This is a genomic window from Flavobacteriales bacterium (assembly GCA_016704485.1).
Lineage (GTDB): Bacteria > Bacteroidota > Bacteroidia > Flavobacteriales_F > PHOS-HE28 > PHOS-HE28.
In genome coordinates, this window is sequence record JADJAA010000001.1 from 1,024,921 (window position 1) to 1,051,180 (window position 26,260).

Sequence of the window (26,260 nt, forward strand, 5' to 3'; positions counted from 1 at the left end):
GCAAGTTACGCCCCCCTACCCCAGAACCTGATGCAGCACCGCCGGTGAACGCATTTCGCCCAACCCTGTTACATGCAACCGATAATAGAGCAGTAGGCGTTCCAAAAGTTCCCTTCTTTGCATGGAAGGAATTGTAATTGTTGCCATCGAACGGAAGTTCACTTGAAGCAGTTGAGCCAGAAGCGCACTCAACGGAGGACCTAGAGTATGTCCCCCCGGTTCGGCGCCCGGGCCAGACAGCTGGGCCGCGCTTTTAATGAAGTGACCTTCTTTCAGGTCGAATCGGTCTTCGCCTTGTCGGGGAGGTTCCGGGTAGAAACCTAGGTGCCCGGAGAGATGAACCAGCATGACCAAGGGGAAACAACGCACATCGGGAGCTGTGTCCATTGCTTCCAAAGCTTCTTCCACGAATGCGAATAGGTCGGGATCTTCGGATTCCTCTCGAAGCACTTTGTACAGAAGTTCTTGAGTAAATAAGGCCAAGGTGCCGCGTATGGCATCCACATGAAGTTGTGTGTAGGGCCTTTCTACACGGAGCTCGCGTACGGTGTGCATTTCACGTTCCGTATTCTCGGTAACGACTAGTTCCACGCGTGATAAAGGAAGCAATGCCGAAGGGGCGACTCCTCCTTTTCCACCAGAGCGGACCATGTAACTGCGCAACCCGAATAGTTCCGTGTATGCTTTCAATACGACGGTTCTATCTCCATGCTTTATGGTTCGCAGAACAACAGCACGCGTGGTATGTAGCATGGCTGCTAGCGCGTAACGAGGACCTTGGTATTACACTTAAAGCTTCCGGAACGGTCGCTAGCAAAGATCAAGTACACCCCGGTACTTACCCGATTCCCAGCCATGTCATTTCCATTCCAAATGGCTTGGCCACCAAGCGAGGTCGTACGGTACACCAAATTTCCACTAACATCCGTGATCTTTACTTCGCTGTCCCGCACCAACCCGGTTACTGCGATCGGTCCTGTATAATTCGGTACAACCGGATTCGGAAAAACCTTAGCACAATCACTATCGTTAACTCCATCAACTGCATCACTGCGATAGCTCATGATACCGCGATCAGTACCAAAGAAGACATCTCCGGTAACCTCGTTCACGGCAATGCCAATGATGTTGTCGCTGGGTAATGGACTATTGGCCGCCGTGAAATGATGGATCTCTTCCTGTCCGTCGGACGAGATCAGATACGCGCCGCTGGTCTGGGTGCCGATCCATTTGCGATCCGCACCATCTACAGCGATCGCGCTGACTGATTCCGTTTCCAATAGAAGTTGCGTGTTTCCATCCTGCTCTATCAGGATCTGTTGTGCATCGAATCCCTCGCCGTCGAAAACGGAAGAGGGGTTATAGAAAACCGCAACCCCCTTGTTCGTCCCGATCCATATCTGACCCTCTTTATCTTCAGCAAAACAATACGCATCCTGCGAAGGAAGCCCCCCCGCCCCTTCGATATTGGTGAGAAGTTTGTAACGGTCGTCCCCTGTATCCAAAATACTATTGCCAGGATCGAACACCAGTAATGAATTTCCACGTGGACGAATGACCCAAACATATCCATTGGAAGCTGCCAGAATATTTCCAACAAGCGTGTTCCCATTCAAAATAGCACCGGGGTCAAACCCCTGCCAATCACCATTCTTGGTATATACTTGGATGGGTTTAGCCGTATTCGCGTTCGAGATCCAAAGATTTCCCTCCTTATCATAACAAAGTCCGCCAACATCCACTTTGTTCGGTTCGCTATTGGTCTCCTCCAGTAATGAGCTATTATCCGTATTGTAGAATCCAATTGGAACCCGGTCACGGAATTCGATCAACCCCTCTTCCCAAGAGCCAGCGAATGCATGGTTCGGGTCCTTTGGGTCGATCGCAACGGCCACAATATCATTCACCGCTTCGCCATAACCATTATTGCCGAACATCAAGGGCGTATTATCACGGTCGAATGACATCCAATTTCCATCGACATAATTGTACAGTCCATCCTTCAGGAATGTATTGGTCCAATTACCGGCCAGGGCTCCACTGGAAACATATACTGCATTTCCACTTGCGGTCAAGGAATATACCGATGTATGCCTTGGGCCATTAGGAAGGATCGATGTTCCAACCCCATAACCTTCGCCTTTTACGAGGCCTAATTGTTGGTCCGCGACCCAAATAACCCCATTCTCACCATGAACGGCCTGTGAAGCCTTGACCTCCGTTCCCTCATATCCGTATTGAGGAGTCACCTCGTCCAAAACCGAGTTCAACCGTTGTATGTCAGTTCTGTGCGGAATGATCACGAATTGTCCATCATTTGAAACATTCAGGTTTCGGTTCTCACGACCAAATAGCGGCTGAAATGGTTGAAAAACTCCCGAATCGTCCAATACGAGCAACGTGTCCGAATCATTGGCTGTCCCGTCAAAGTTCAATAGGAGCTTACCTCCAAAACTCACAACGTCGTTGAATGGCCCACTGGACATTGTGGAAGCCATGTCGATGCGTTTGTGCCAATTATCGAATGCTGCCAAATTCGCTGCATTTCGCCAAGCACTGAACAAGCCGGTTCGCGTTGCGGCGTAGATCGAATCTCCATAGAAAGCAACGCCTGCCACTTCGACCTGGGAACCACCCGGACCGATGAACCACGTATCCTGTACCTCTCTGCCGACCAGGTCGACCTTAACGATACCGAACCCACAGCTCAAATAGGCTGTGGTGCCCTCGAAGTGAATGCCATAAATGCCCTTATCACCCAGGATCGTGCTGCGCTTAATGTCATTCATATTATAACTCGTACTGCCTTGGATCAGATCCAAATTGCCGTTGGAATAATACACCACCAACATGCCCAATGGCTCATTCCATGCAATTCCCTGGACCCCCACGTCATTTAAAGCATTCACTTTATTCAGGCGTTCGATCTCTCCGGCCGATGGGTCGTATTTGAAAAGCCCGGTTGTAGTAGCACAGTACACGTTACCACCGCCAAGAGCCACTGCGATCGTAGTTCGATAGGGTAAATGGTCCTGCCATTGGCCTATCGATGTGGTCTGCGCTAACACATCGACTGATCCAACAAGAACACTTAGTATTACGAACAGGGTTGTTTTGAGCGTCATGGGACTAATAACAGGCAATGCTGGGAACGCAATATATCGTCGATCGGTATGGGCCAAGGTAATTTCAACGACCGGATAAACTGCCATTCTTGAACTAAATGCGATGCCGATCCTACAAAAGTCGAAGTGCCCCGGAATAATTCCGGAGCACTTCTTAGTGAGGTCGCGTGCGGATTCGAACCGCAGTAGCAGCTTTTGCAGAGCTGTGCCTAGCCACTCGGCCACGCGACCGTGAATGGGGCCGCGAAGATACAACAACAGATCAGGCTGGATCAGGCCGATCAGCAGAAATTCGAAAACAGACCCTAGATTAGCCTTCCAGTGTATAGACCGCTTCGTCCACGTCTCCATGGATCGGGGGGCGTTCTTTTACGACGCGTACCCGCCAACGCGTTGCTTGCGGCCACTCCGTTTTCATTGCCGTTAATATGCGACTGCAAACATGCTCGATCAGTTTGCTGCGTATGGCCATTTCGGCCCGTACTATGGCGGCTACTTGGCCGTAGTCCACGGTATTCTTCAGATCATCGGTTCTTTCCGCATCAACGAAATCGCCTTCCACTTGGATATCCACACGGTAGTTCCCTCCGATAACACCTTCTTCTTCCAAACAACCGTGAAACGCCTGAAGCCGGATCCCATTCACTTGTATTACGCCCATCAGCCTGCTATTACCAACCCTTTTCTCAGGCGATCAGCTACTTCCATATGGCCTAATAAGGCGCTCACATCGAACATGCCGGGGCCTTGCATAGTGCCTGCGACGAATAGCCGGTAGATCGGCATGACCTGTCCGATCTTCATTCCGGTTGCTGCCAACAATGCATCGAACAAAGCATGGAAATCGTCGGCAGCAACGGGTGCTTTTTCGTTGATCATTGCGATGAAACGCTCGACAACAGGCACTAATTCGGGTTTCCAGCGTTTTGCCAGATCTGCTTTTGCAGCATCAGAGGCACTCTCCAATGGCGAACCGGAAATGAACAAATAGGTTCCCTCCAGCATGTCATCAACGAAGGTGGCCCGCTCTTTCAATAACACTGCGGCCTTAGTGGCACGCTCAAGCGAAGTGTCAATTCCCTTATCCTTCAGTTTGATCTGTAGTTGCGCACCCAGCTCCGTATCCGGAAGCATGCGTAAGTATTGTTGATTGAACCAGTTGGTCTTGTCCGGATCGAATTTTGCTCCGCCTTTATGCACACGTTCCAGATCGAAAAGTTCCGTTAGTTCTGCCAAGCTCATGATCTCTTGGTCCGTTCCCGGATTCCACCCCAAGAGTGCAAGCATGTTGATGAATGCTTCCGGATAATATCCTTTCTCGCGGTATCCGCTGCTCTTTTCACCCGTCTTCGGGTCGGTCCAGTCCAAAGAGAACACCGGGAATCCTAAACGGTCACCATCACGCTTGCTCAGCTTACCATTACCATCCGGCTTCAGTATCAAGGGCAAGTGTGCGAATGCTGGTCGCTCCCAGCCAAAGGCTTCGTAGATCAGTACATGTACCGGAGCACTTGGCAACCATTCTTCTCCACGGATAACGTGCGTTATGCGCATCAAGTGATCATCAACGATATTGGCCAAATGGTACGTGGGCATTCCATCGCTTTTGAACAGCACCTTATCGTCGATATTCGCACTGTGTACAACTACCCAACCCCGGATCACATCCTCGAACCGCACCTCGGCATGGCGTGGCACCTTAAGGCGGATAACATGTTCATCGCCTCGTTCCAAACGCTCCTTGGTCTCGTCGGCGCTTAGCGTTAGGCTGTTCTTCATGTGCTCCCGCGTAACGGCGTTGTACGCAGGCGCTGCAACACCTGCGGCCTTTAGACGCTCGCGCATGGCATCCAGTTCTTCGCTGGTATCGAACGCGTAATACGCTTTGTCATTGAGAACAAGCTCTTCCGCGTACTGCTTGTATAGGTACTTTCGGTCGCTTTGGCGATAAGGCCCATCGGGACCACCGACCCAGGGGCTTTCATCCGGGATCATACCACACCACTCCAGACTTTCCTTAATGTAATCCTCGGCTCCGGGTACATAGCGGGTCTGGTCCGTGTCTTCGATCCGCAGTAAGAACTTACCACCATTCTTTTTTGCGAATAGGTAGTTATACAGCGCGGTACGCACTCCACCCATGTGGAGTGGGCCGGTCGGACTTGGGGCAAAACGAACTCTTACGGACATTGAACGGATCGAAAAATTAAGGCTGCAAAGGTATTCAGGCGTGACGGGAATGATCTCGGAATCTATACGCGTCTATTGCGCACGTCAATGAAGTGATCCTGCCGATCCAACTCCGCAGCATTTTAGGGAACAAAATACCGGAACGCCGTTGCAGTTCAATTCGAGGTTCAGAACATTGGTGAGCAAGGGTGCGTTTCTTTTTCACCGTTCAATGATCCATGCTATTTCCGTTCGTAATAAAATACGATCGTGGCCTTGGCCAACGTATGCTGGTTAACGGTAAAACCTACCATTGGTGCGGAAGCCGACGTGGTCAATCCAAGTGTCTCAATATCGAGCGCATGGATAGTGATCAAATATTGGTGAGGCCCATGACCAGGTGGGGGGCATGGTCCGCCATAGCCAACTACTCCAAAATCCGTTTGACCTTGCAATGCGCCAGCCGGAAGTAGGCCTTTGTTCACATCACCAGCCCCGCTCGCCAAACTCGATGTACCCACAGGTATGTCAAAAACTGTCCAATGCCACCACCCACTTCCTGTTGGTGCATCCGGGTCGTACATGGTTATTGCGAAACTCTTTGTCCCGGCCGGAGCATTTGACCAACTTAGTTCCGGGCTCAAGTTCGCGCCAGTACAACCAAACTCATTGAAGACCTGCTGCATGGTAGCTTGCCCGCCAACATCCTTGCTTGTTAGCGTGAAGGTCTGGCCAATGCCTTGACTGGTACTGGCCAATGTGGCCATGATCATAATATAATGCAGCAATGTGTTCATGTCGGAGCTGAATTAGCGAACAAGATAGTCATCCCGGAAAATGTATTTCGCCCAACAAGGCCCACAACCCGTGATAGATCTAGGTAAGGAGCCTTTGTGAACAATAATAACGCCCTTGAGCGTTACAAAGAATGCATTCGCCGTTTGGAGGTATGATTTTGCCGTTTTCTCCGCAAAACACTGTAATTCAGGGGTCAACAACCCTTAGCTTTGCAATGTCAAGCAGATAGAAAAAACCGAACTACTTGGCACGCTTTTTAGACACGGACGACTCTCTAGAACCTAATCAAACCCAACTAAAATGAAGTACACACTGTTTACGATCGCTCTATTATTCGCTGGCACATCGCTCATGGCGCAAGAAAAGACAACTGGATCTGTTGCAAAGCCGGCTATTGAACAGGCCAACAAAGGCGAGATACAAGCCATGGCCGGCACGCTTAAAGAAACATTGTCAATGGTTAGTGGCCATTTAGGTAATGCCAATAAAATGGTGGAAGTATCAACACCGGAGAATAAAGAATCAGCAACTACGAATCGCGACAAGCTAGTTAGTACTCAGAAAGATCTGGAAGCAGCGCTTACTGCAGTGAGCAATGCAACTCCTGAGAATTGGAAGGAGATCAAAGCTAAAGCAGAAGCCACCAATGCTGCGGCCATTGAATTGGCGGGCGAAATGAAAGGCGAATAACAACCTGTCGTGGACTAAGAGCGAGGCGGCTCACGACAGCAAAAGAGGGTCGTTGTCTTTCGAGGCAACGGCCCTTCTTTATTGAGTAAACATTTGGTTTCAGGCCAGTTTCTTCAACCACACATCCTCCATCTCGCGCATGGAGGAGCGCTGGGCCTTCGTCTTATCCTTATGACCTAACAAGTGCAATAACCCGTGGACCATTATGCGTCTCAATTCGTGTTGGATCGACACGCCGAATGAAGCCGCGTTTTCCTTGATCCGTTCATAGCTCATAAGGATATCCCCGGAGATCCCGGTTCCGGTTTGGCCATCGAATGTGATCACATCGGTATACTCATCATGCCCTAAGTAGCGCTTATTATACTCCAATAAGGCCTTGTCGGTCATTAGTACGAAGTTGAGCTCACCAATGCTATGTCCGTGATATCGTGCTACGGCACAGAGCCACTTTCGCAGTTCATCACGATCGCGGTAAGCACTGTTGACACCTACGGCCTTGAACGTGATGGTCGGCATCTTGATCTTATTCCTCAACGGGCTTAAGGCTGAACGCCATGGCAACCGTTGCGCCATTGTCCGAGAATTCAACCGAATCGGCCAAGGCACGCATAAGGAAAACTCCACGTCCGTGCGGCTTCTCCAAATTCTTCGGGTCCGTTGGGTCCGGCAAGTTCTCGGTATCAAAACCCGGACCCTCGTCCTGCACTACGAAGATGATCTTCTCACCTTTAACCTCGTAGCCCAAAGACACTTCTTTCGAAGGATCCAGCTTGTTACCGTGATGAATAGCATTGTTCACAGCCTCGGTAAGGGCGATCAAAATGTTACCATAGTGGCTTTCATGAACGTTGTGCTTTGTACAAGCCTCATCGATCAATTTCTCAGCCAATGCGATGTTCTCCGCTTTGGCGGGGAAGTTAATTCGCTGGGTGTATTCCAACTCTTCTGTTAAAGCTCCCATAGTCGTTTCAGGGTCGGTCAAATGTATCGAAATAGGTATTGACCCGATCGCGATAATACGGTTTCAATCCCGGAGGTACTGTTCGTAACAGTTCTGCTTCACGCGCTTTACGGCGCTGGTAGTCAAAATAACGTGCTGGATCAGCAGGTGGTAATTCCTTGCCCTCGTTGCTTGTTCGCTTCTGATCAAGCTCCCTTTCACGCTCGGCTTTCTCGTGCTCCAATAAGCGGGTCATGATATCCTGCTGGCGCCGAACTGTTTCTTGTGTGATATTCTTGTTGACAATGTCTTTTTCCTGTTGCTCCATCTCCTCGGCAAGTTTACCGAGAGGATTGCCTGCGCCACTTCCGTCTTTGTTCAGTTCTTGTGAAAGGCGCTGCATTTCTTTCCTGATCGCGGCCTGTTGCGCGGCCATTTGGGCCAATTGTTGGCTCATTCCAGGCATTCCCATCCCACCTTGGTTCTGCTCGCCAGGTTTTTCACCGGGCATCTTGCCCTTTTCCATTCCCTTGCGCATTTCTTCCAACTGCTTCTGAAGGGCTTCTTGTTGCGCCTTCATCTTGGACATACTGGGTTTATTACCCTTACCACTGCCGCTTCCGCCAGGCTTACTGCAACTGCCACTACCCGGCTTGCCTTGTGCCATTTGCTGCATCATTTGTTGCAATGCCTCATCCAACAGCAAAGCTAGGTTGTTAAGGCTCGTCATGGCATGCTGTTCCTTGTCCAGCGCCATTGGTTTGAAGCGTTCATTGGCACGCGCTTCACCAAGGAAGCCGGTCGCTTCATCCATGTTCGCATTCACCGAGTTCATTTCACGGTTCACGATGCTTTCCAGCTGCGGTACGCGTTTGCTCAATGCAAATAGCGAGTCTTCAATGACCTTGGCGTCATCGCGAAGCTTTCTTTGGGTGCGCCCATGCTCAATGAACCGCGGGTCTTTGGTGGATGTTGTGCCGAGGTCTTCCATTAAGCCCTCTTGGTCAAAACTGAGTTGCACGATGTTCTCCAACAGTTGCCGGAGCGCATCCATATCCTCCTCCTGCTGTTCTTGCGCACTGCTTTCCATGGCAGCCTGCATTTCCTGGGCAAGCTGGTCCATTTTATCGGCTGCTTGTTTCTGCGAATCCCCTGCTTTCTTATTCTGCTTTTTATCCAACTGTTCCCCGCTCTCCTTCTGGTCCTCTTCAATGGCCTTCTCCTGTTCGTCCGTCTTCGGAATATCCATTGGTTGCTCCAACTCTTCGTTCTTTTTCTCCAGCTCGTCCATCTGCTTCCGAAGGTCCTCGAACTCTGTGTTCAGTTCTTCCTGTTTTTTCTTCAGATCTTCATTGTCCTTGCTTCCTTCTTTAGTCTCTTCACTCAACTCTTCCTGCTTATCCGCCAATTCTTCCAACTGCTTGGCAATATCCTCAGCTTTCTGCTCCACCTCCATCCGTTTGAACATTTCCAACGCACGATCAAGCTCCTTCTCAACATCCTCCTGCCCCAGCTTCATCTCTTGCATTTGCTCTTGGATCTTCTCCTTGTCCAACTTCTCCATCAGTTCCTGCACTTGACGGTAGAGATCTTTCATTTCTTCGCTCAATACGTTCTCGAACAGCTCCTGCACTTGTTGTTGTTTCTCCAATAGACGTTCATCATTCGGACGGAATTCCTGCTGTTGTTGCTGACTCTGACGCAACTCCTGACTGGTCTTTTCGATCTTGTTCTGCAGGTCCTGTTGCCGCTGCATCACATTTTCCAACTTCTGTTTATCCTGCCAATTCAACTCTTTCTTGTCGAGCATTTCGCGACGTAACTTGTCCAATTCTTTCTGTAGGTCCTGGGCCTCCTTGATGTTCTCTTTCAATCCGCTTTTTATAGCTTCGCTCTGTTGGTCCTGTTGTTGTGACAACTCTTTCAACGTAGGCGCTTCGAAGACCTGCGGCGTACTGCGCGCACTCTTGCTCCCATTCACGCCATCATTGTCCCACACTTCAAACCAATGCTCCACGCGATCACCTGGCAAAAGTTGCAGACCATACAGATCCCAACTGTGGAAGAATTCTTGACGTGTGTTGCGTTGTTCTATGGGTAGCTCCATGGCACCGGAGCGCTGATCCGCCGCAAGACTATCACCACCCACCGTGAATCGGTAATGAAAGACCAAGCGCTTGAAGCCGTGATCATCACCTATTTCACCATGGTAGAACATGCGTTTCAATGCACTGCTGTCCGTGCGTGTATCCACCTGGATACTTGGATAAAGATCCGGCACGGTCTCTACTCTGTACTGCAAGGGCACCACGGCAATGCGCTTTGCGTTGCGCGGCGTCATGCGGTACGTGTGACTCTGTAGGAATCGACGTTCAGCCCTGAATACCGCATTTCCATTATCACTTGCAGCTGGAGAGAGCGTGAATGTGGTGTCATCGAATGCGAGCGCCAATTCATTCGAACTTCGGGCATTGATGTTCCACGTGACACGGGTGCCCGCTGGAACTACAAGGTCTCCTGTATTACTCAATGTCTCTTTAGGCCTGGCCAGATATGCGGGATACTCCGCAGTAATGCCAAAGTCCAGCAATAACGGGTCAGGAACCGTGTTCAGTGTGTACGTCTCCGAGGTGAAGCCTTCGGCCGCAAACCGAAAGGTTATCGCCTGATGCACATTGCGGAACCTGTGTATGAACCGAGTGGCGTCCTTTTTTACCAAGGGGATCCGCTGGCCATTCGCCACAAGCTCAACTTGCTGTGGAATTGCATTGCCCTCTATGGCCAAAACCAACTCAAAATCCTGCTCTTCGGGTACGTCAAGGCTATCGTTCTCCAGAACGAACTTGAAAGGCGCTTCTGGAATGAACTCGCTACTGTGCTCAATGATCCGCTTTGCTGGACCGGTTATCAAACTCGGTGCGGCGAACAACACAACAAGCAGGATCGCTAGCGGAGGAAGTGCATATCGTAAGTAACGTGTATTGCGACGAAGGTCAATTGCGTTAACGAAAGGCACCGGACCCAGCTCCTTGCTCCGTTGGTCGATAGCGGCTTCGATCAATTCGCGTTTGGCAGGCTGGGTGCTGGCCATTTCGCGAAGCTGCAATGTATTCAACAACTTGTCCCTTACCTCTGAAAAATGAGTGCCGATTATCGAGGCAGCCTCTGCATGGGAGATCACTTCACCTAATCGGAACAGCTTCACCAGTGGTAATGCCACGAACCGAGCAAGAACGACCGTTGCGGCAGCAATACTTCCCCAGAACAAACCTGTGCGCATAGCGGTGCCGAAGTGTCCAATATGCTCCAAAAAAGCCGCGATCAAGAAAAACAGCACCAACAAGCCAATGGAGTAGATCACTCCACGGATCAATCGGTCCTTGTAATACTTCCGTATGAAAGCATCGAGTTTGACTATAAGATGCTCGTGATCGTTGCGCATGTTCCCTCAGAACCATCAACGTACATGCCGTAATGGTTGTTGCGGTGTAAAGTTACAGGTTATGGACCCGCATCCGTTCTGGTTCTGGTCCGGTTTTCTGTTGTACTTAGTTAATTGCATTGGTCGTGACCTTCACAATAACGAAAGGCTGGTGATCGGTATGAATAACCCCTGACGACATTCTACTCGATATGTACACTTGGACAGTTATCTCGTTCAGTTCAAACTTCTATCTAATTTTGGCCACTGGGCATCCTTGGCCACTTTCCAGCGTCTTGGAACATATGCAACGAGAACACATACGAGAAACATCCTTTTTATCTGCGTGTTTTTTGCTTAGTCTGATCTTGGTTTCCATTTGCTTTCCGAACCTCGATGTTCATGCGTCACAGGCGTGGGGTGGTGTTGGTCCTGTTGAGGAACACGCCACGCCCATTTGTATGAACTGCTCTTTGGGAACATACCCCTTGGCCCTTGTTGGCAAACGTCGACCCGGTAGTTTTAGAAGGTCGAACAACCAATATGGTACTCATTACTTTCAGAGCCCTTCGGCAATTCCACTTGAAAAAAGACAAGGCTGGTATAAGAACACAATGGTCTCGTTGAATACCGCGAGCTATGGTATCACCAATGCGCTTAGTGTTACCGGAGGGATCGATCTGGTATCGGTGATCAGTTCCAAAGAGAATGGCCCGGTTTTCACCGCAAGAGCGCAAGTGAGTGGAAGCCCGTCCAAGATCTTCCATATTGGCGTTACGGCCTTTTATCTCCGCACACGAGTGCCCACTGCCCAAACAGAGGTCGGCGAACTAAAAAAAGCACCCGGTTTCGTTGCGGGTATGGGTCAAATTACGATCGGAAACATTGACAATCAGATCACGCTTTCTGGTGGTGTTATTCATGACGGTAGCGACTTTGCCCGTGGTCCGGTTTTTTCTATTGCCGGTGCTGTCCGAGCCTTTCCTAATGTTTCAATCGTCACGGAACACTATATCATTACCGATCCAGATAGATCCTTCTATGTGCATAGCCTTGGGGTGCGTATCATCGGCGAGCACTTAGCTATAGACCTTGGATTAGCTTATGACGCTGAATTCACCGTTCGAGTGACTCCTATCGGCTTGCCCTTCGTAGCAGCTACACTTAACCTTTGATCCAGCCTACTGCTCATTGTTCATCAAACTATTGTGAGAACTGTTGCGGTGAACAACACAATACATTTCATTATCAACCCGGATCAATCATTAATAATTTTTCGTGTTACGCAAAACGGGAATAGTATTACCTTTGCAGCCCAATTATGGCCAAAAAAGACCCCTTTTCCCTTCCTGAGCTAGAGGCACTGCCGCTAAGCGACGAAGAAGAATCACGGCAATTCGTAATGCGCGTTGATGGTCATCGGGTCCGTATGGAATATGATCGTAATGGCGACAGAATATTCCTTACCCACGTTGATGTGCCGGTTGCTATTGCTGGGCACGGTATAGACGAGGTCATTACAGTAAAGGTGCTTACCTGGACCGAACAGAACAACCTGAGCTTGGTGCCGTCATGTACATTCGTGAAAGAGTTTCTTCGCAAGAACCCTGAGTGGCAGCGCTTGATGTTGAAGGGCGTTCAGCTGTAATAACTCGCAGGGCTTACCGGTCTTGAATTAGTTGATCCTCTAGGCTTGAAACAGCTGAACAAGGGGGCACAACGCTTCACTAGCGTATGGTCTTCTTCTGAACAATAACAACCGAACTTTCCGTTGTTCTGGAGTCTTGATCCGACTTGTGAGACCAGCCGGTCTTTTCCGTTCATTTGATTAACAACCGACAGTAATAGACTATACCTTTGCTGCGTCCATGGAACGCACTCATACTCAAAAGCACAACCACCTGAGGATCAGAACGTCATGCGGATCGTTCCACGTGGAACAATGGTGCACCGAGCGCAATACAATGCATTCTCCATGATCAACAACGAGGTATACGATCTAATTGTGGTTGGAGGCGGCCACGCCGGATGTGAAGCGGCAGCTGCTGCAGCTAACCTGGGCTCCACAGTGCTCATGGTAACCATGAACATGGGCGTTATTGGACAAATGAGTTGTAATCCGGCAATGGGTGGGGTTGCCAAGGGTCAGATCGTACGGGAGATCGATGCCATCGGTGGCTATAGCGGAATCGTGAGTGACCGTAGCACCGTACAGTTCCGCATGCTCAATAGAAGCAAGGGACCTGCGATGTGGAGTCCACGTAGCCAGAACGATCGCAATCAATTTGCGGCAGAGTGGCGCTCCATGTTAGAAGGTACACCTAATGTGCACTTCTGGCAGGATAGTGTTAACCACATTGTCGTCCAAGGGGGCCGAGTTACTGGTGTAAAAACCGGTATGGGAAAGGTCATTTCATGTCGTGCAGTGGTTCTTACTAGCGGTACGTTCATGAACGGGATCATGCATATCGGAGAGCGCCAGCTCGGCGGAGGTAGGGCTGGAGAAAACGCAAGCCACGGTATAACTGAGCAACTCATTGAATTAGGCTTCGAAGCTGGTCGTATGAAAACCGGGACCCCCCCACGTGTTGATGGTCGCAGTATTGATTATTCGGCACTCGAAGAACAACTAGGCGACAGTGACCCTTCTAACTTCAGCTTTATTCCCGGGAACTCCCCCTTCGCAAAGAGACAGAATGGCAAAAAGCAATTGTCGTGCTGGATCACCTATACAAGTCCGGAAGTCCACGATATACTTCGAACGGGGTTTGACCGCAGCCCAATGTTCAACGGTCGGATCCGGGGCATTGGCCCACGTTACTGTCCTAGTATCGAGGACAAGATCGACCGCTTCGCAGATAAAGACCGCCACCAGATCTTTGTAGAACCCGAAGGCTGGAATACCGTTGAGACTTATATCAATGGGTTCAGTACAAGCTTGCCAGAAGAAACACAGCTGGCAGCCCTGAGGGCCATACCTGGTTTTTCTGGGGCCATGATGTTTCGACCCGGATATGCGGTGGAGTATGACTATTTCCCCCCTACCCAACTTAAACTTACGCTCGAAACCAAGCTAGTTTCCGGATTGTATTTCGCCGGTCAAATAAACGGCACAACCGGTTATGAGGAAGCCGCCTGCCAGGGCCTTATGGCGGGTATCAACGCACATCTGAAACTTGTAGAAAAGGATCCATTCATCTTAAACAGGGATGAAGCATACATCGGCGTACTTATTGATGACTTGATAACCAAAGGAACCGAAGAGCCTTATCGAATGTTCACCAGTCGTGCAGAATTCCGAATTCTTCTGCGACAAGACAATGCAGATATTCGCCTTACGGAACGCTCCCATACAATAGGTCTTGCAAGCAACGAAAGACTAGAACGCGTTCTATCCAAATCTCGACACAGCCAAGCCCTTCTAACAGCGCTTAAGGACGAAAGCGTTGATCCCCGTACGGTAAATCCAGTGATCGTTCCACGTGGAACATCACCCATAAACCAAAAGGTGAAACTATTCGACATCCTTCTACGACCACAGATCACCTATGCAGACCTCGAGCCTCTATCGCAGCGTGTTACTCAGGTCGCGGCCGACGCTGAAGATCTACGCGAAGAAGTGATTGAGCAGGTTGAGATCAATTCGAAATATGAAGGTTACCTATCAAAAGAACGCGAAATGGCGAACAAACTAACTCGCCTGGATGGGGTCAACCTAGATCTTGGTATTGACTATGGTCGCCTAACCTCACTAAGTATGGAAGCTAGACAAAAACTTGAAAAGATACGCCCCTCAACCCTTGGCCAGGCCTCGCGAATTAGCGGCGTTTCTCCAGCAGACCTAAGCGTGTTAATAGTCTATCTCGGTCGTTGAACATAAAGATCGTTCCACGTGGAACATAACACTTTGGAACATCTAAATAACTGCCCCCTGTGCGCATCGGAACAGGCAACGCACGCCCTAAACGTCATTGACTTCTCAGTATCCAAGGAGAATTTCAACCTTGTCGATTGCTCGGATTGTGGATTCCGATTTACCAACCCTCGCCCCAAATCAAATGACCTCGGTAAGTACTACCAAAGTGAGGAATATATATCACATAGCAATGCTAATTCTAGTCTCCAAGACAGACTGTACCAGCTTGCACGGAGATTCACTTTGCGCGGAAAATTTCGATTACTAAAGGCCCGTCAGCCTAATGGCAAAATTCTCGATATTGGCTGTGGAACGGGTCAATTCCTAGCACATCTTATGAGCCGGGGCTATTTAGTACAAGGAATCGAACCAAGCCTCCATACACGCGAAGGAGTTATTGCGAATTACAGTATTCCCGTAGTACCTTCAATAGATGATCTTCCACACCAAGAACAATTCAACGCCATAACCATGTGGCACGTTCTTGAGCATATTCCGGACCTGCGAAGTCACTTCAAAAAACTGTTCGCCCTGATGGCCAACAAAGGGGTTTTGATCATAGCCGTACCAGACCGCTCCAGTTGGGACGCCCAGCATTACGGTCCACATTGGGCAGCCTGGGATGTTCCTCGTCACTTATCACATTTCAGACAAAAGGACATTCACACCTTGCTCCTTGAACATGGTTTCACTTTGTTAGAGACCAAACGGATGTGGATGGACGCATACTATATTGCCATGCTTAGCGAGCAATATAAAGGTCTCGGTAAACTGAGCTCACTGATTAAGGGATTCGCGATGGGGAAGTGGTCAAATTTTTTATCCCTCATCAACGGACGGCCAACTTCTAGCACTTTATACATCGCCAAAAAACTCGAAGCCTGAGAATGTCGCTTTTTGCTCACCCAAGAAACTTTTGGCTCGCGATGGAAGTACACCCATCCCAGCTATCGATTCGCGCAATAGCGATCGTTTGTGGCGGCAATTACTAGATAATCATAATTCGCTGAGATTCAACTGCTTAGATGTAAACTCGTCACTCTGAGCAAATGCTTCGTTGAAAACGGGTCCAGATGAGCAGCGCATCACCGCAATACTGAAGTCGCCCCGACAACACCTCCGTACCTTTGCACTCCATTTTCAAAACCAGGTACGAACCTCAACAACATGCCAGCGACTACTGCAAAAAGCACCAACAAAATATCTGACGTATTGAACCGCCTTGGTGTTCAGGATCTGAACAGCGGCGTAAGTACGGGCAACAATTGGTTGAAGGGGGAGGGGCTTGAGTTGAAAAGCTTCAGTCCTGTTGATGGTGCCTTGGTCGGTACGGTGCGTGGTGCTAACAAGGCCGAATATGAGAAGTTGGTCGCCAAAGCCCGAGAGGGGTTCCTAGAATGGCGCTCATGGCCAGCTCCTAAGCGAGGTGAGGTTGTAAGACAGCTCGGCGAAGAACTAAGAAAGCACAAGTATGATCTCGGCAAATTGGTGAGTTACGAAATGGGCAAGAGCTACCAAGAAGGTCTTGGTGAGGTACAGGAGATGATCGATATCTGTGATTTTGCAGTAGGTCTATCTCGGCAGTTACACGGCCTGACCATGCACAGCGAGCGCCCGGACCATCGCATGTACGAACAGTGGCATCCAATGGGCCTTGTGGGTATTATCACTGCATTCAACTTTCCTGTAGCCGTGTGGTGCTGGAATACAGCACTGGCATGGGTCTGCGGGAATGTTTGCCTTTGGAAGCCGAGTGAAAAAACACCACTTGCGAGCATTGCTTGCCAGCATATTACTGCTGAAGTTTTCAAACGAAACAACGTTCCAGAAGGTGTTAGTACGATCGTGAACGGTGACCGTGAAGTAGGGGAGTGGTTGAGCAAGGACGCGCGGATCCAATTGATCAGCGCAACGGGTAGCACGCGCATGGGTAAAGCCGTGAGCGCAGCAGTTGGTCAGCGCCTAGGCCGTTCCCTGTTAGAACTAGGTGGCAACAATGCCATTATCATCAGCGATAAGGCAGACCTGGATATGGCTTTGATCGGTGCAGTATTCGGTGCAGTAGGTACATGTGGTCAGCGTTGCACAAGTACACGCCGTCTGATCATTCAAGATAAGGTGTATGACGCCTTCCGCGATAAGCTCATCAAAGCATATGGTCAGCTTCGTATCGGTGATCCACTGAACGAAAAGAACCATGTTGGTCCTTTGATCGATAAGGATGCTGTGAAAATGTATGAGAACGCATTGCTGGCAGCAAAGAAGCAAGGAGCCACGATCGCTGTTGAAGGCGGTGTTCTTTCCGGAGAGGAATATGCAAGCGGTTGCTACGTAAAACCTGCTGTCGTCGAGGCTGAGTCCAATATGGACATCGTGCAGGAAGAAACTTTCGCACCTATTCTTTACCTGCTCAGATACAAGGGTGACATCCACGATGCTATTGCGATCCAGAATGGTGTAAGACAAGGATTGAGCAGCGCCGTTATGACACGCGACCTTCTTGAAGCAGAGCAATTCCTCTCAGCTGTAGGAAGCGATTGCGGAATAGCGAACGTGAATATTGGCACAAGCGGCGCAGAGATCGGTGGCGCTTTCGGTGGCGAGAAGGAAACCGGCGGCGGTCGCGAAAGTGGCAGTGACGCGTGGAAGACCTACATGCGACGCCAGACGAATACGATCAACTATGGCACGACACTTCCACTTGCCCAAGGGATCAAATTCGACCTGTAGGAAGCACAGAAAAGACTGATCAGGATCACGAGGGTTCACGAAAAGGGTGAGCACGCCATAATGCGTCTTCCTTAGTTTCGCTACCTAAATGAAAATTCGTTCCATTGCTCCTTTCTTGTTCGCCTTGACCTTGCTGGTCTCGGCGTGCGGCACGGACAACACGGAAAGCGAAGCCATGGTGCCTCGCACCGGACCTTGGCGCATGGAACTAGCTCTAACCGACTCCATAGCGAATACTACGCACGCACTCCCATTCCTATTCGATCTTGAGCATACTATTGACGCTTGGCATGTGGTCATTCATAATGCAGATGAGTCGATCATTGTTGACGAGGTAGTATTCGAAGAGGATCATTTTGTTTGGAAACTACCCTATTTCGACACCGAATTCACTGGCTCGATCGTGAATGATAGCACCCTGGTGGGGCAATGGCATAACTATTACAAAGGGGCCAATTACGCCATAGCCTTTACTGCGAAAGCAGGTGACTTTTCAAGGTTTGAACAGACCGGAACAACTGCGACCCTCGGCAACCAATGGGAATCGCATTTCGGAACTGAGCAGGAGGAAGATGCCATTGGTCTTTTTCATCAGAACGGGGACCATGTAACCGGTACATTCGCTACAGAAACAGGCGATTATCGTTATTTGGACGGAACGCTACGCGGTGATTCTCTATTTCTCTCCACATTCGATGGCTCCCATGCTTTCTTGTTCAAAGCACTCCTGAAGAATGATACGCTGTGCGGCCGTTTCTGGAGCGGGATCCACTTTCAAGAACCCTGGATCGCTTTTCGAAACCCTTCTTTCAAACTTCGGAATGCAGATTCACTAACATACTTGAAAGAGGGTTATGACATGGTGGACCTGTCCTTTCCGGACATTGATGGTGGGGTAGTGGCCTCAAAGGCTCCGGAGAACACAGGTAAGGTGCTCGTGATTCAGATCATGGGAAGTTGGTGCCCAAATTGCGTCGATGAAAGCCGATTGCTTCAAGAGCTGTACTCCAAGCACCATGCTAACGGATTGAACATCATCTCCCTTGCATTTGAGCGCGATCCGAATTCTACCAAGGCAATTACCGGCCTAAAACGGTACAGAGATGGACTGGATCTCGATTTTCCTATTGCACTCGTGGGCTGCGCAAATAAAGATAGCACCTCGGTGGCACTGCCATTCCTCAACGCCGTAATGAGCTATCCGACCTGTATATTTATTGGGCGCGATGGTATGGTAAGGCGGATACATACCGGTTTCTATGGCCCCGGAACAGGTGCAGAACGCTATGCGGCATACAAACAGGACATAGAACTGTTCGTTACCGACCTTCTGAAGGAGCCCGCAATACCAATGGCGAGCAGGCTGTAACTCAAGGTTTCAAGGGCTTGTCCACAACGGGTCTTTCGGGGGCATTTGCAAGCAACCAGGCCGTGTGGAATACCAACAGTGTGCGTTGGTGAAATAGATCAAATAGGATCTTCTCGACATCGTCCGTAGGCTGGTGGTAATCTTCGTGTACACCGCTGAAATAAAAGATACTTGGTACCCCTTTCTTGGCAAAGTTGTAATGGTCGCTCCGATAATAGAACCGGTTCGGATCATCTTCGGAATTGAACGTATAGTCCAGGTCGAGCTGTGTATAGGTGCTATTTGCTTTCTCGTCCATGACATGAAGATCAGTACTTAAGCGATCACTACCGATCACGTAGATGTACGGATCACTGGTCATGTGCGAACTATCCCTTCTTCCGATCATATCAATATTCAGATCCGCAATGGTATTCGCCAACGGAAAAACCGGATGATCACTGTAGTAACTTGAACCGAGCAAACCCTTCTCCTCGCCACTTACCGGCATCACCAGAACGCTTCGGCGTGGACCATGGCCGTCTGCCTTTGCCATTGCGAACGCTTCTGCGATCTCCAGAATTGCTACTGTCCCGGTACCATCATCATCCGCTCCGTTATAGACCACACCATTCTCTACGCCAATATGGTCATAATGAGCGGTTATGACCAACACCTCATCCTTCTTGTCCGTGCCTTCTATGTAGGCCAGCACGTTCTCTGCTAGAACCCGATGTCCACTTTCACCCTTTCCCAAAGCAAGGTCTACTCTCACCTTTTTGCCTGCTCCTTTTCTGGACAATTTGTTCAGTTTCCATTTTCCAAGCATACCGTCCATAGCGTCGGCGTCCACAAGGATCAACTGAGCGCGTGGTTCTTTCACCTTCTCTGGAACATCAGTTGCCAGACGCATGCGCGAACTGCTCGCATAGTGCCCAAGTTCCTCTTTCAAAAGCTCCAATCGCTTTGTGGGGATCAACAGTACCTCGGCACCCGCCTTTGTTGCGGCATCATTGCTCATGCGTAATGCGACCATCATAGCCATATCCTGATTGCCTGGGTCGTCGATCATCACCACCTTGCCCTTCAACCCTTTGGTTTCAGCCATTGTGCTACCACTGCCCATGTATACGACCTCACTTACCGCCCGAGCTTGAGGCAGGGACTCACTAAAATAGAGCAGTTCTTTCATGAACATCAGCTCTTTGCCACCGCCCGTTAACGTGATCGTACCTACGCGGCTTTCTACCAATTCATATTGTTGAAAATAGCCATCAACTATTGACCCAGGGGCCGAAGCGGGTAAGGGTGGGATGCCCATCTCAACGATCTCCTTCTTCAGATACGCTGCGGCCATTTTCTGACCCTCTTTTCCCGTATCCCGTCCCATGAACGAGTCACTGCTCAATATGACCAAGTGATCATGTAGTTCTTCCAGTGTGATCGTGTTCGCATAACGCAATGCAATACTGTCTAGTTGAGCTTGTACATTGAACTGCGCTAAACTCAAAACGAGAATTAGTGATGCATATCTCATTCCCTATGCGTCCAGTTCGATCTTGTTCACACGAAGTTGATGCCTACCTCCCTCGAACTTTGTTGATACGAACGTGTCCACTATTGCTATGGCCAGGTCATCAGAAATGAATCGCGCTGGCAAGGACAATACGTTCGCGTTATTATGTTGACGGCCTAGTTCTGCGATCTCTTCTGACCAAGCCAATGCAGCGCGGATCCCTTTATGCCGATTCACACTGATGTTAACTCCGTTACCACTCCCACAAATGACAATTCCGAAGCTATCCGGTTCCGCTACAACACTTTTTGCAACCGCATGGGCATAGTCCGGGTAATCCACACTGTCCTTAACATGGGTGCCTTTGTCCTGAACTTCGAATCCTTTATTACGCAGGTGATCTTTTAGAATATGTTTCAATTCAAACCCTGCATGATCGCTTCCTATGAAGATGGTCTTTGTCATAATACAAAGATACCCGTAACAACCGCTGTTAGGTCCGAAGTCGCTATATGTCTGAAGACAAGAGCATTGATGTTCTTGCTACCCATTGATCCAACGCTTATCAACGATCGGATCGTTCGATCACGCTCCGAACTGTTCATTAGTTGTGATAACATTCAGATAGCCGGTCAACACAAATTCCACTTAAGAAAAATGGGCAATAACACAACATCTCTTATCGATCCAGTTCACACACTGATCGAACGATCAAAACAGTCGAAGTTCAGCTCCTTCTTTGAACAAAAACCATTGAAGCGACCCATTTCTGGATCGTTGATAATATGAAGTACATCCCTAGATACTCAGGGTATGACCTTTCCTCAAATTGCTGATGGATCGTTCATAACGCGTGCGTTACTTTTGATATCCCATATATCCAAACATCTGGACATTTCTTCATCAACACAATGAACCGACCATACTATACTATCAAACTTTTTAAAAGAATTTAATTTTCTGATGAAGAGGGTGTTCAATACTATCGTTCTTGTTATTTGTGTGTTGCAACTTGCAGCACAACCGGATCAAGATGGTCCAACAAAATATTTCTTTCCCAATGGCAAGGTGAGCAGTGAAGGTGTTCTATTGAATGGAAAACCAGAAGGTTTCTGGAAGAACTATTACGATACAGGTGTTTTGCGCAGCGAAGGAAACCGGGACAATTTTCTTCTGGATAGTCTCTGGAGGTTCTATGCACCGGATGGATCATTGCAGAATGAGATCAATTACGCAGCGAATAAAAAGAACGGTGCATCTCGTTCATTCGATACCACAGGTGTTCTGGTAAGTGAGGAATTGTATGTGAATGACCTACGTGATGGGATGGCGCGCTATTTCCATCCCAATGGTATCATCCAAAAAGAAGTGCCATTCAAAGAGGGGAAGGAGGAAGGAAAGGGCTATGAGTATGCGGAAGATGGGCGTGTTGTTTCATTGCTCACATACGGTGCGGGGATGTTACGCAGGCGTGAGGATATCAACCGTATTGATAGGCAGGGATTGAAACAAGGTCCGTGGAAAGAATTTCATCCAAATGGAAAGGTAAGATCCGAAGGAAACTTCGTGGATGGCAAGGAACAGGGCGTTTTCAAGTCGTTCGATGAGAAGGGCAGCTTGAAGGATATGATCAAGTATGACGCTGGTGTTATCGATGCAAAAGGTCAGGAGAGTTTGACGGTGGACATTAAACGAACATTCCATCCCAACGGAAAAGTAAGTAGCCTAGGGAGCTATTCCAAGAGCGGAAAAAAAGAAGGCCTTTTTAAGGAATTCGCACAAAATGGAGATGCTGTTGGTGCGAAGATCTATGTGGGTGATAAATTGATAAGTGAAGGCGCCATCAATAACATTGGCGCTCTTGAAGGACCTTGGACCGAGTACTTCGCATCAGGAGAAAAGCGAGCCGAGGGATCTTATACCAATGGTCGCAAAGAAGGAGATTGGACCTTTTATCACAAGAGTGGAAAAGTAGAGCAGAAAGGGGTTTATATGGATGGCTTACCGCAAGGAACGTGGCAATGGTTCTATGAAGATGGTAGAACGCATCGGCAGGAGTTGTATCGAAAAGGGAAGGAAGATGGCAGCTCCGTTGAGTACGATGAATTAGGAAAAGTGATCACTCAGGGTGAATATATTGATGGGCTTAAAGAAGGTATGTGGTTCTACGAAGTTGGGGATCACCGAGAAGAAGGTGCATATAAGGAAGGCCTGAAGGACGGTGAATGGCGCCATACGTATGTGGAAGGTGGAAAGAAGAATTTCGTGGGATCCTTTGTGAATGGAGAGCCCAACGGAAAACACAAATGGTATTGGCCAAATGGTCAACTGAAATACGACGGTCGCTTTTCAATGGGTCTTGAGCAAGGTGATTTTGAGTTCCACAATGAACAAGGTATTGTGATCATGACCACGAAGTTCAAGAATGGTGTAGAGGTAAAGATCAATGGAGAAAAAATACCACCTCCTTACGAAGCGGGTACAACTGAATTACCTTAACCCTATTGAACCTTTCGCTTCCTACTTCGAATGATAGGACGATTTCAATGTCCATCATTAAGTAATTTCGTCCCATGCGAACCGAACCCAAGAATTCCGGGCCGGATCTGGATCATGCGCATGGTCCGGAAAAAGAGTTGAAGGAACTTCGGCAGCAGTTCAATGATGTGGTGGATCGCAATCTTGCTGGTGTCTTTCGCACTACTGTTCAAGGTAGGATCTTGATCTGCAATGATGCCCTTGCCCACATGCTTGGTTATGCTAACAAGCAAGAGCTTGTGGACCATTCCGTTTTGGACCTCTATTATTCTTCAGCTGATAGAGATCGATACTTGGAACGGTTGAAGAGCGAAAAGAAGTTGATCAACTTCGAGATCCTGCTCAAGCACAAGAACGGAAAACCGATCCACGTACTTGAGAATGTCTACTTGGATGAACATGCTGGAGAGGCAGGTATCATTGATGGTTCGTTGATCGATATCACACGGTACAAGCAAGCAGAATTGGAACAACACGCGTTGATCAATAGCTTCCGCAGCCTTGTTGAGCATATACGGGATGGGATCCTATTGATCGTGGAGGGCGCTGTGAACTATGCGAACCCCGCCGCGGATGAATTATTGGGAGGGCAGCTGATAGGCACTAGGGCGATCGACCTTGTAAAAAAGCATGATCGTGCGAAGTTCGAACAGCTCTTGGAGCTTGCGGAAGAGAAGGGCAGTGCAGGGCCTGTTCAGATAGGTTTGACCTCAGCGCCTGAGGCTGCCATAATGCTTTTTGCAGCGAGAACAACGCATGAAGGCATAGGAGCGGTCCAGTTAACCATACAGGATCAAAGTTCACAGCAGGAACTGATCAAGGAGCGTATGCGCGTGCATGTTGCTGAAGAGGTGAATCAGGTCCTCCGGCAAGAGATCACCGAACACCGTAGAACACAAGATGCACTGCGGTTGTCCAAACGGTTTGCCAGAAGTCTCGTGGATAGTTCGTTGGACATGATCCTTGCTGCGGACCAGGAAGGTCTTATTACGGAATACAACCCTGCTGCTGCAATGCGTTTTGGTTGGGAAGCCGAAGAGGTAATGGGCACGAACAGCCGTAAATTATATGCGGATGAAAGCCAGTTCCTGGCCGTGCAAAAGGAAATGAATGATCACGGTGTATTTGCAGGTGAAATACGGAACATGACCAAGTATGGTGAAGTGTTCACGAGTTACTTGGCGGCCTCGAGGTTATTCGATGAAGACGGAAAGAATTTAGGCGCGATGGGTGTTTCAAGGGATATCACACACCTGAAACGCGACCAGGAAGCACTGAAGGCAAGTGAAGAAAAATACCGTGACCTGTTCGAGAATGCCACCGACCTTATACAAAGTGTTGATGCGGAGGGTAAGTTCGAATATGTGAATGCAGCATGGAGGAAAGCGCTTGGTTATACCGATGAAGAGCTAAAGGATCTGCGGATCCTGGACATTATTGAACCCATGCAACGCGAACGCTATGCGGCAGTGCGCGTGCGTGTTATGCAAGGTGAGCAGAAGGATAGGATCGATACCGTTTTTGTGGCCAAGAGCGGTGAACGTATTCACGTGGAAGGAACCAGCAATGCGCGTTATGTGAACGGAGAGCCAGTGGCTACACGGAGTATTTTCCACGATGTAACGACCATGTACGCCGCCAAGGAAAAAGTGCGTGAACACGAGGCCAAGCTCAAGGCTCTTTTCGAAAGCAGTGAACACCTGTTCTGGACCGTGGACCCGGACATTAAACTCACGTCGTTCAATCGTGGATACCAGATGATGGTGCACCGCTTGTACGGAGTGGATCCAGAGATCAACCTGGATCAGAACTCGCCGCGAAAACTTTTCGCTGATCCGGAATACCACGTGTTCTGGAATGAACAATACGCAAAAGCATTCGGAGGAACCCCTGTGCGCTTCGAGACCGATCGGAGCGATCTTAACGGTGAACGCATTTGTAATGAGATCTTCCTAAGCCCGGTCTTCGGTGATAATGGAAAAGTGAAGGAGGTCTTTGGAGTGGGTCATGAGATCACTGATAAAAAGGAGGCAGAAGAACTGGTCCGCGATCAAGCTGCACGACTCAAGGCGATCTTCGAGAATGCTGCCAACGTCATGATCTGGACGCTTGATACCGAATTCTGTATTACTTCCTATAACGAGCATTTCCGCGAGAACACGGAGCAGCACATGGGTCTTCTCCTTGCCAAAGGCGATGATTTTGTTTCCCTTATGCGCAACAAGCTTGCAGAAGGAAAAGACGGACCAACAACAGCTAAATATTCTTCGGCACGGAAAGGCATTCCGCAACAATTCGAAGCCGAGCTAAAGAATAAATACGGGCGATCGCTTTGGGTGGAGACCTTCCTGAATCCGATCATAACAGATGGCAAGGTCACCGAGATATCGTGCATCGGTTATGGCATAACGGACCGCAAGGAATCGCAATTGAAACTCATGCAGAGCCTCGGTGAAAAAGAGGTATTGTTGCAGGAAGTGCATCATCGCGTGAAGAATAATCTACAGATCATCAGTAGTATTCTTTCGCTACAAAGTGCGCACGTTGGCAATGATGAACGCATACTGGAATTGTTGCGGGATAGCCGTGATCGTATACGGAGCATGTCGTTCATTCATGAAAGCTTGTATCAGACGAAGGACTTCAGCTCTATTGATCTTGCGAACTACATTGATGGCCTCAGCAGTAACCTGATGATGAGCTACAGCCTCAATGGAAAAATAGCGTTGCACAAGGACCTTAAATCAACCAACCTCGTGCTCGACCAAGCTATTCCTTGCGGGTTGATCCTGAATGAACTGATCAGTAATGCCCTGAAGCACGCGTTTCCGGATGAACGCGAAGGAGAGGTTCGCATCAAGTTGGAGAACACGGAAGAGCAGGTCCGTATCACAATAAGTGATAACGGCATTGGCGTGAAGCAAGGCTTTGACGCAGAGCTAGATGGCAACCTGGGATTGGAACTCGTACACACCTTGGCCGAACAGCTGGATGGCAAGATCCAACTAGTGATCGGCGAAGGGGTTACCTATTTGCTTACATTTGATCGACATAAGTAACAGCACC

The 26,260-nt window shown here is 49.0% G+C and carries 19 protein-coding genes and 1 tRNA gene; 9 read left to right on the forward strand and 11 right to left on the reverse strand.

Features of this window, described 5'->3' with window-relative positions; all coding sequences use genetic code 11:
• Positions 1–15: 15 nt before the first annotated feature.
• From IPF95_04310 to IPF95_04335, 6 genes are all read right to left on the reverse strand, one after another.
• Entirely contained in the window at positions 16–753 is a 738-nt protein-coding gene (locus IPF95_04310) for a DNA repair protein RecO C-terminal domain-containing protein (protein MBK6473918.1), read from the reverse strand.
• A 5-nt stretch (positions 754–758) separates the two neighbouring features.
• Positions 759–3,125: a hypothetical protein gene (locus tag IPF95_04315; protein ID MBK6473919.1), complete on the reverse strand. Its 2,367-nt coding sequence runs from the start codon at positions 3,123–3,125 to the stop codon at positions 759–761.
• Between the two features lie 160 nt (positions 3,126–3,285).
• A tRNA-Cys gene (locus IPF95_04320) sits at positions 3,286–3,356 on the reverse strand.
• A gap of 79 nt (positions 3,357–3,435) precedes the next feature.
• Positions 3,436–3,786 carry a dihydroneopterin aldolase gene (gene folB / locus IPF95_04325; protein ID MBK6473920.1) on the reverse strand — a complete coding sequence of 117 codons (351 nt, stop codon included), beginning with the start codon at positions 3,784–3,786 and terminating at the stop codon, positions 3,436–3,438.
• The gene (locus IPF95_04330) at positions 3,786–5,315 is read right to left on the reverse strand and encodes a glutamate--tRNA ligase (GenBank protein MBK6473921.1); all 1,530 of its coding nucleotides are present in this window, start codon (positions 5,313–5,315) and stop codon (positions 3,786–3,788) included. The genes folB and IPF95_04330 overlap by 1 nt, the downstream gene beginning before the upstream one ends.
• Positions 5,316–5,536: 221 nt before the next feature.
• Positions 5,537–6,091 (reverse strand): YbhB/YbcL family Raf kinase inhibitor-like protein, encoded by a 555-nt coding sequence (locus tag IPF95_04335; GenBank protein MBK6473922.1) that lies wholly within the window; start codon positions 6,089–6,091, stop codon positions 5,537–5,539.
• A gap of 301 nt (positions 6,092–6,392) precedes the next feature.
• On the opposite strand from IPF95_04335, the gene IPF95_04340 reads away from it, so the two are divergent.
• Positions 6,393–6,782, forward strand: coding sequence for a hypothetical protein (locus IPF95_04340; GenBank protein ID MBK6473923.1), 390 nt, complete (start codon positions 6,393–6,395; stop codon positions 6,780–6,782).
• A gap of 99 nt (positions 6,783–6,881) precedes the next feature.
• Here IPF95_04340 and ybeY read toward each other — a convergent pair whose 3' ends face one another.
• From ybeY to IPF95_04355, 3 genes are read right to left on the reverse strand one after another with little or no spacing between them, the layout of a single operon-like run.
• Positions 6,882–7,358, reverse strand: coding sequence for an rRNA maturation RNase YbeY (ybeY, locus tag IPF95_04345; protein ID MBK6473924.1), 477 nt, complete (start codon positions 7,356–7,358; stop codon positions 6,882–6,884).
• A complete protein-coding gene (locus IPF95_04350) occupies positions 7,309–7,746 on the reverse strand; it encodes an ATP-binding protein (GenBank protein ID MBK6473925.1) in 438 nt (145 codons plus the stop codon). Before IPF95_04350 ends, ybeY begins: the two co-directional genes overlap by 50 nt.
• A gap of 7 nt (positions 7,747–7,753) precedes the next feature.
• Positions 7,754–11,167 carry a DUF4175 domain-containing protein gene (locus IPF95_04355; protein MBK6473926.1) on the reverse strand — a complete coding sequence of 1,138 codons (3,414 nt, stop codon included), beginning with the start codon at positions 11,165–11,167 and terminating at the stop codon, positions 7,754–7,756.
• 593 nt (positions 11,168–11,760) lie between these two features.
• Between IPF95_04355 and IPF95_04360 the strand changes: the two genes are divergently transcribed.
• The 6 genes from IPF95_04360 to IPF95_04385 all read left to right on the forward strand — a co-directional run bounded on the left by IPF95_04360 (position 11,761) and on the right by IPF95_04385 (position 19,161).
• Positions 11,761–12,321 carry a hypothetical protein gene (locus IPF95_04360; GenBank protein ID MBK6473927.1) on the forward strand — a complete coding sequence of 187 codons (561 nt, stop codon included), beginning with the start codon at positions 11,761–11,763 and terminating at the stop codon, positions 12,319–12,321.
• 146 nt (positions 12,322–12,467) lie between these two features.
• Positions 12,468–12,794, forward strand: a complete 327-nt coding sequence (locus tag IPF95_04365; protein ID MBK6473928.1) for an N-acetyltransferase — start codon at positions 12,468–12,470, stop codon at positions 12,792–12,794.
• Between the two features lie 327 nt (positions 12,795–13,121).
• Positions 13,122–15,020 (forward strand): tRNA uridine-5-carboxymethylaminomethyl(34) synthesis enzyme MnmG, encoded by a 1,899-nt coding sequence (mnmG, locus tag IPF95_04370; protein ID MBK6473929.1) that lies wholly within the window; start codon positions 13,122–13,124, stop codon positions 15,018–15,020.
• 18 nt (positions 15,021–15,038) lie between these two features.
• Complete coding sequence (locus tag IPF95_04375) at positions 15,039–15,947, forward strand: class I SAM-dependent methyltransferase (GenBank protein ID MBK6473930.1); 909 nt, start codon at positions 15,039–15,041, stop codon at positions 15,945–15,947.
• 282 nt (positions 15,948–16,229) lie between these two features.
• Complete coding sequence (locus IPF95_04380) at positions 16,230–17,792, forward strand: aldehyde dehydrogenase family protein (GenBank protein ID MBK6473931.1); 1,563 nt, start codon at positions 16,230–16,232, stop codon at positions 17,790–17,792.
• Between the two features lie 88 nt (positions 17,793–17,880).
• A complete protein-coding gene (locus IPF95_04385) occupies positions 17,881–19,161 on the forward strand; it encodes a TlpA family protein disulfide reductase (protein MBK6473932.1) in 1,281 nt (426 codons plus the stop codon).
• Between the two features lies 1 nt (position 19,162).
• On the opposite strand, the gene IPF95_04390 is transcribed toward IPF95_04385, so the two are convergent.
• Both IPF95_04390 and rpiB read right to left on the reverse strand, forming a co-directional pair.
• Complete coding sequence (locus IPF95_04390) at positions 19,163–20,677, reverse strand: M28 family peptidase (protein MBK6473933.1); 1,515 nt, start codon at positions 20,675–20,677, stop codon at positions 19,163–19,165.
• A 3-nt stretch (positions 20,678–20,680) separates the two neighbouring features.
• On the reverse strand, positions 20,681–21,121 hold the full coding sequence (gene rpiB, locus IPF95_04395) for a ribose 5-phosphate isomerase B (GenBank protein ID MBK6473934.1): 441 nt from the start codon (positions 21,119–21,121) through the stop codon (positions 20,681–20,683).
• A 498-nt stretch (positions 21,122–21,619) separates the two neighbouring features.
• On the opposite strand from rpiB, the gene IPF95_04400 reads away from it, so the two are divergent.
• On the forward strand, positions 21,620–23,155 hold the full coding sequence (locus tag IPF95_04400; GenBank protein MBK6473935.1) for a hypothetical protein: 1,536 nt from the start codon (positions 21,620–21,622) through the stop codon (positions 23,153–23,155).
• A 74-nt stretch (positions 23,156–23,229) separates the two neighbouring features.
• Positions 23,230–26,253, forward strand: coding sequence for a PAS domain S-box protein (locus IPF95_04405; protein ID MBK6473936.1), 3,024 nt, complete (start codon positions 23,230–23,232; stop codon positions 26,251–26,253).
• Positions 26,254–26,260 lie beyond the last annotated feature (7 nt).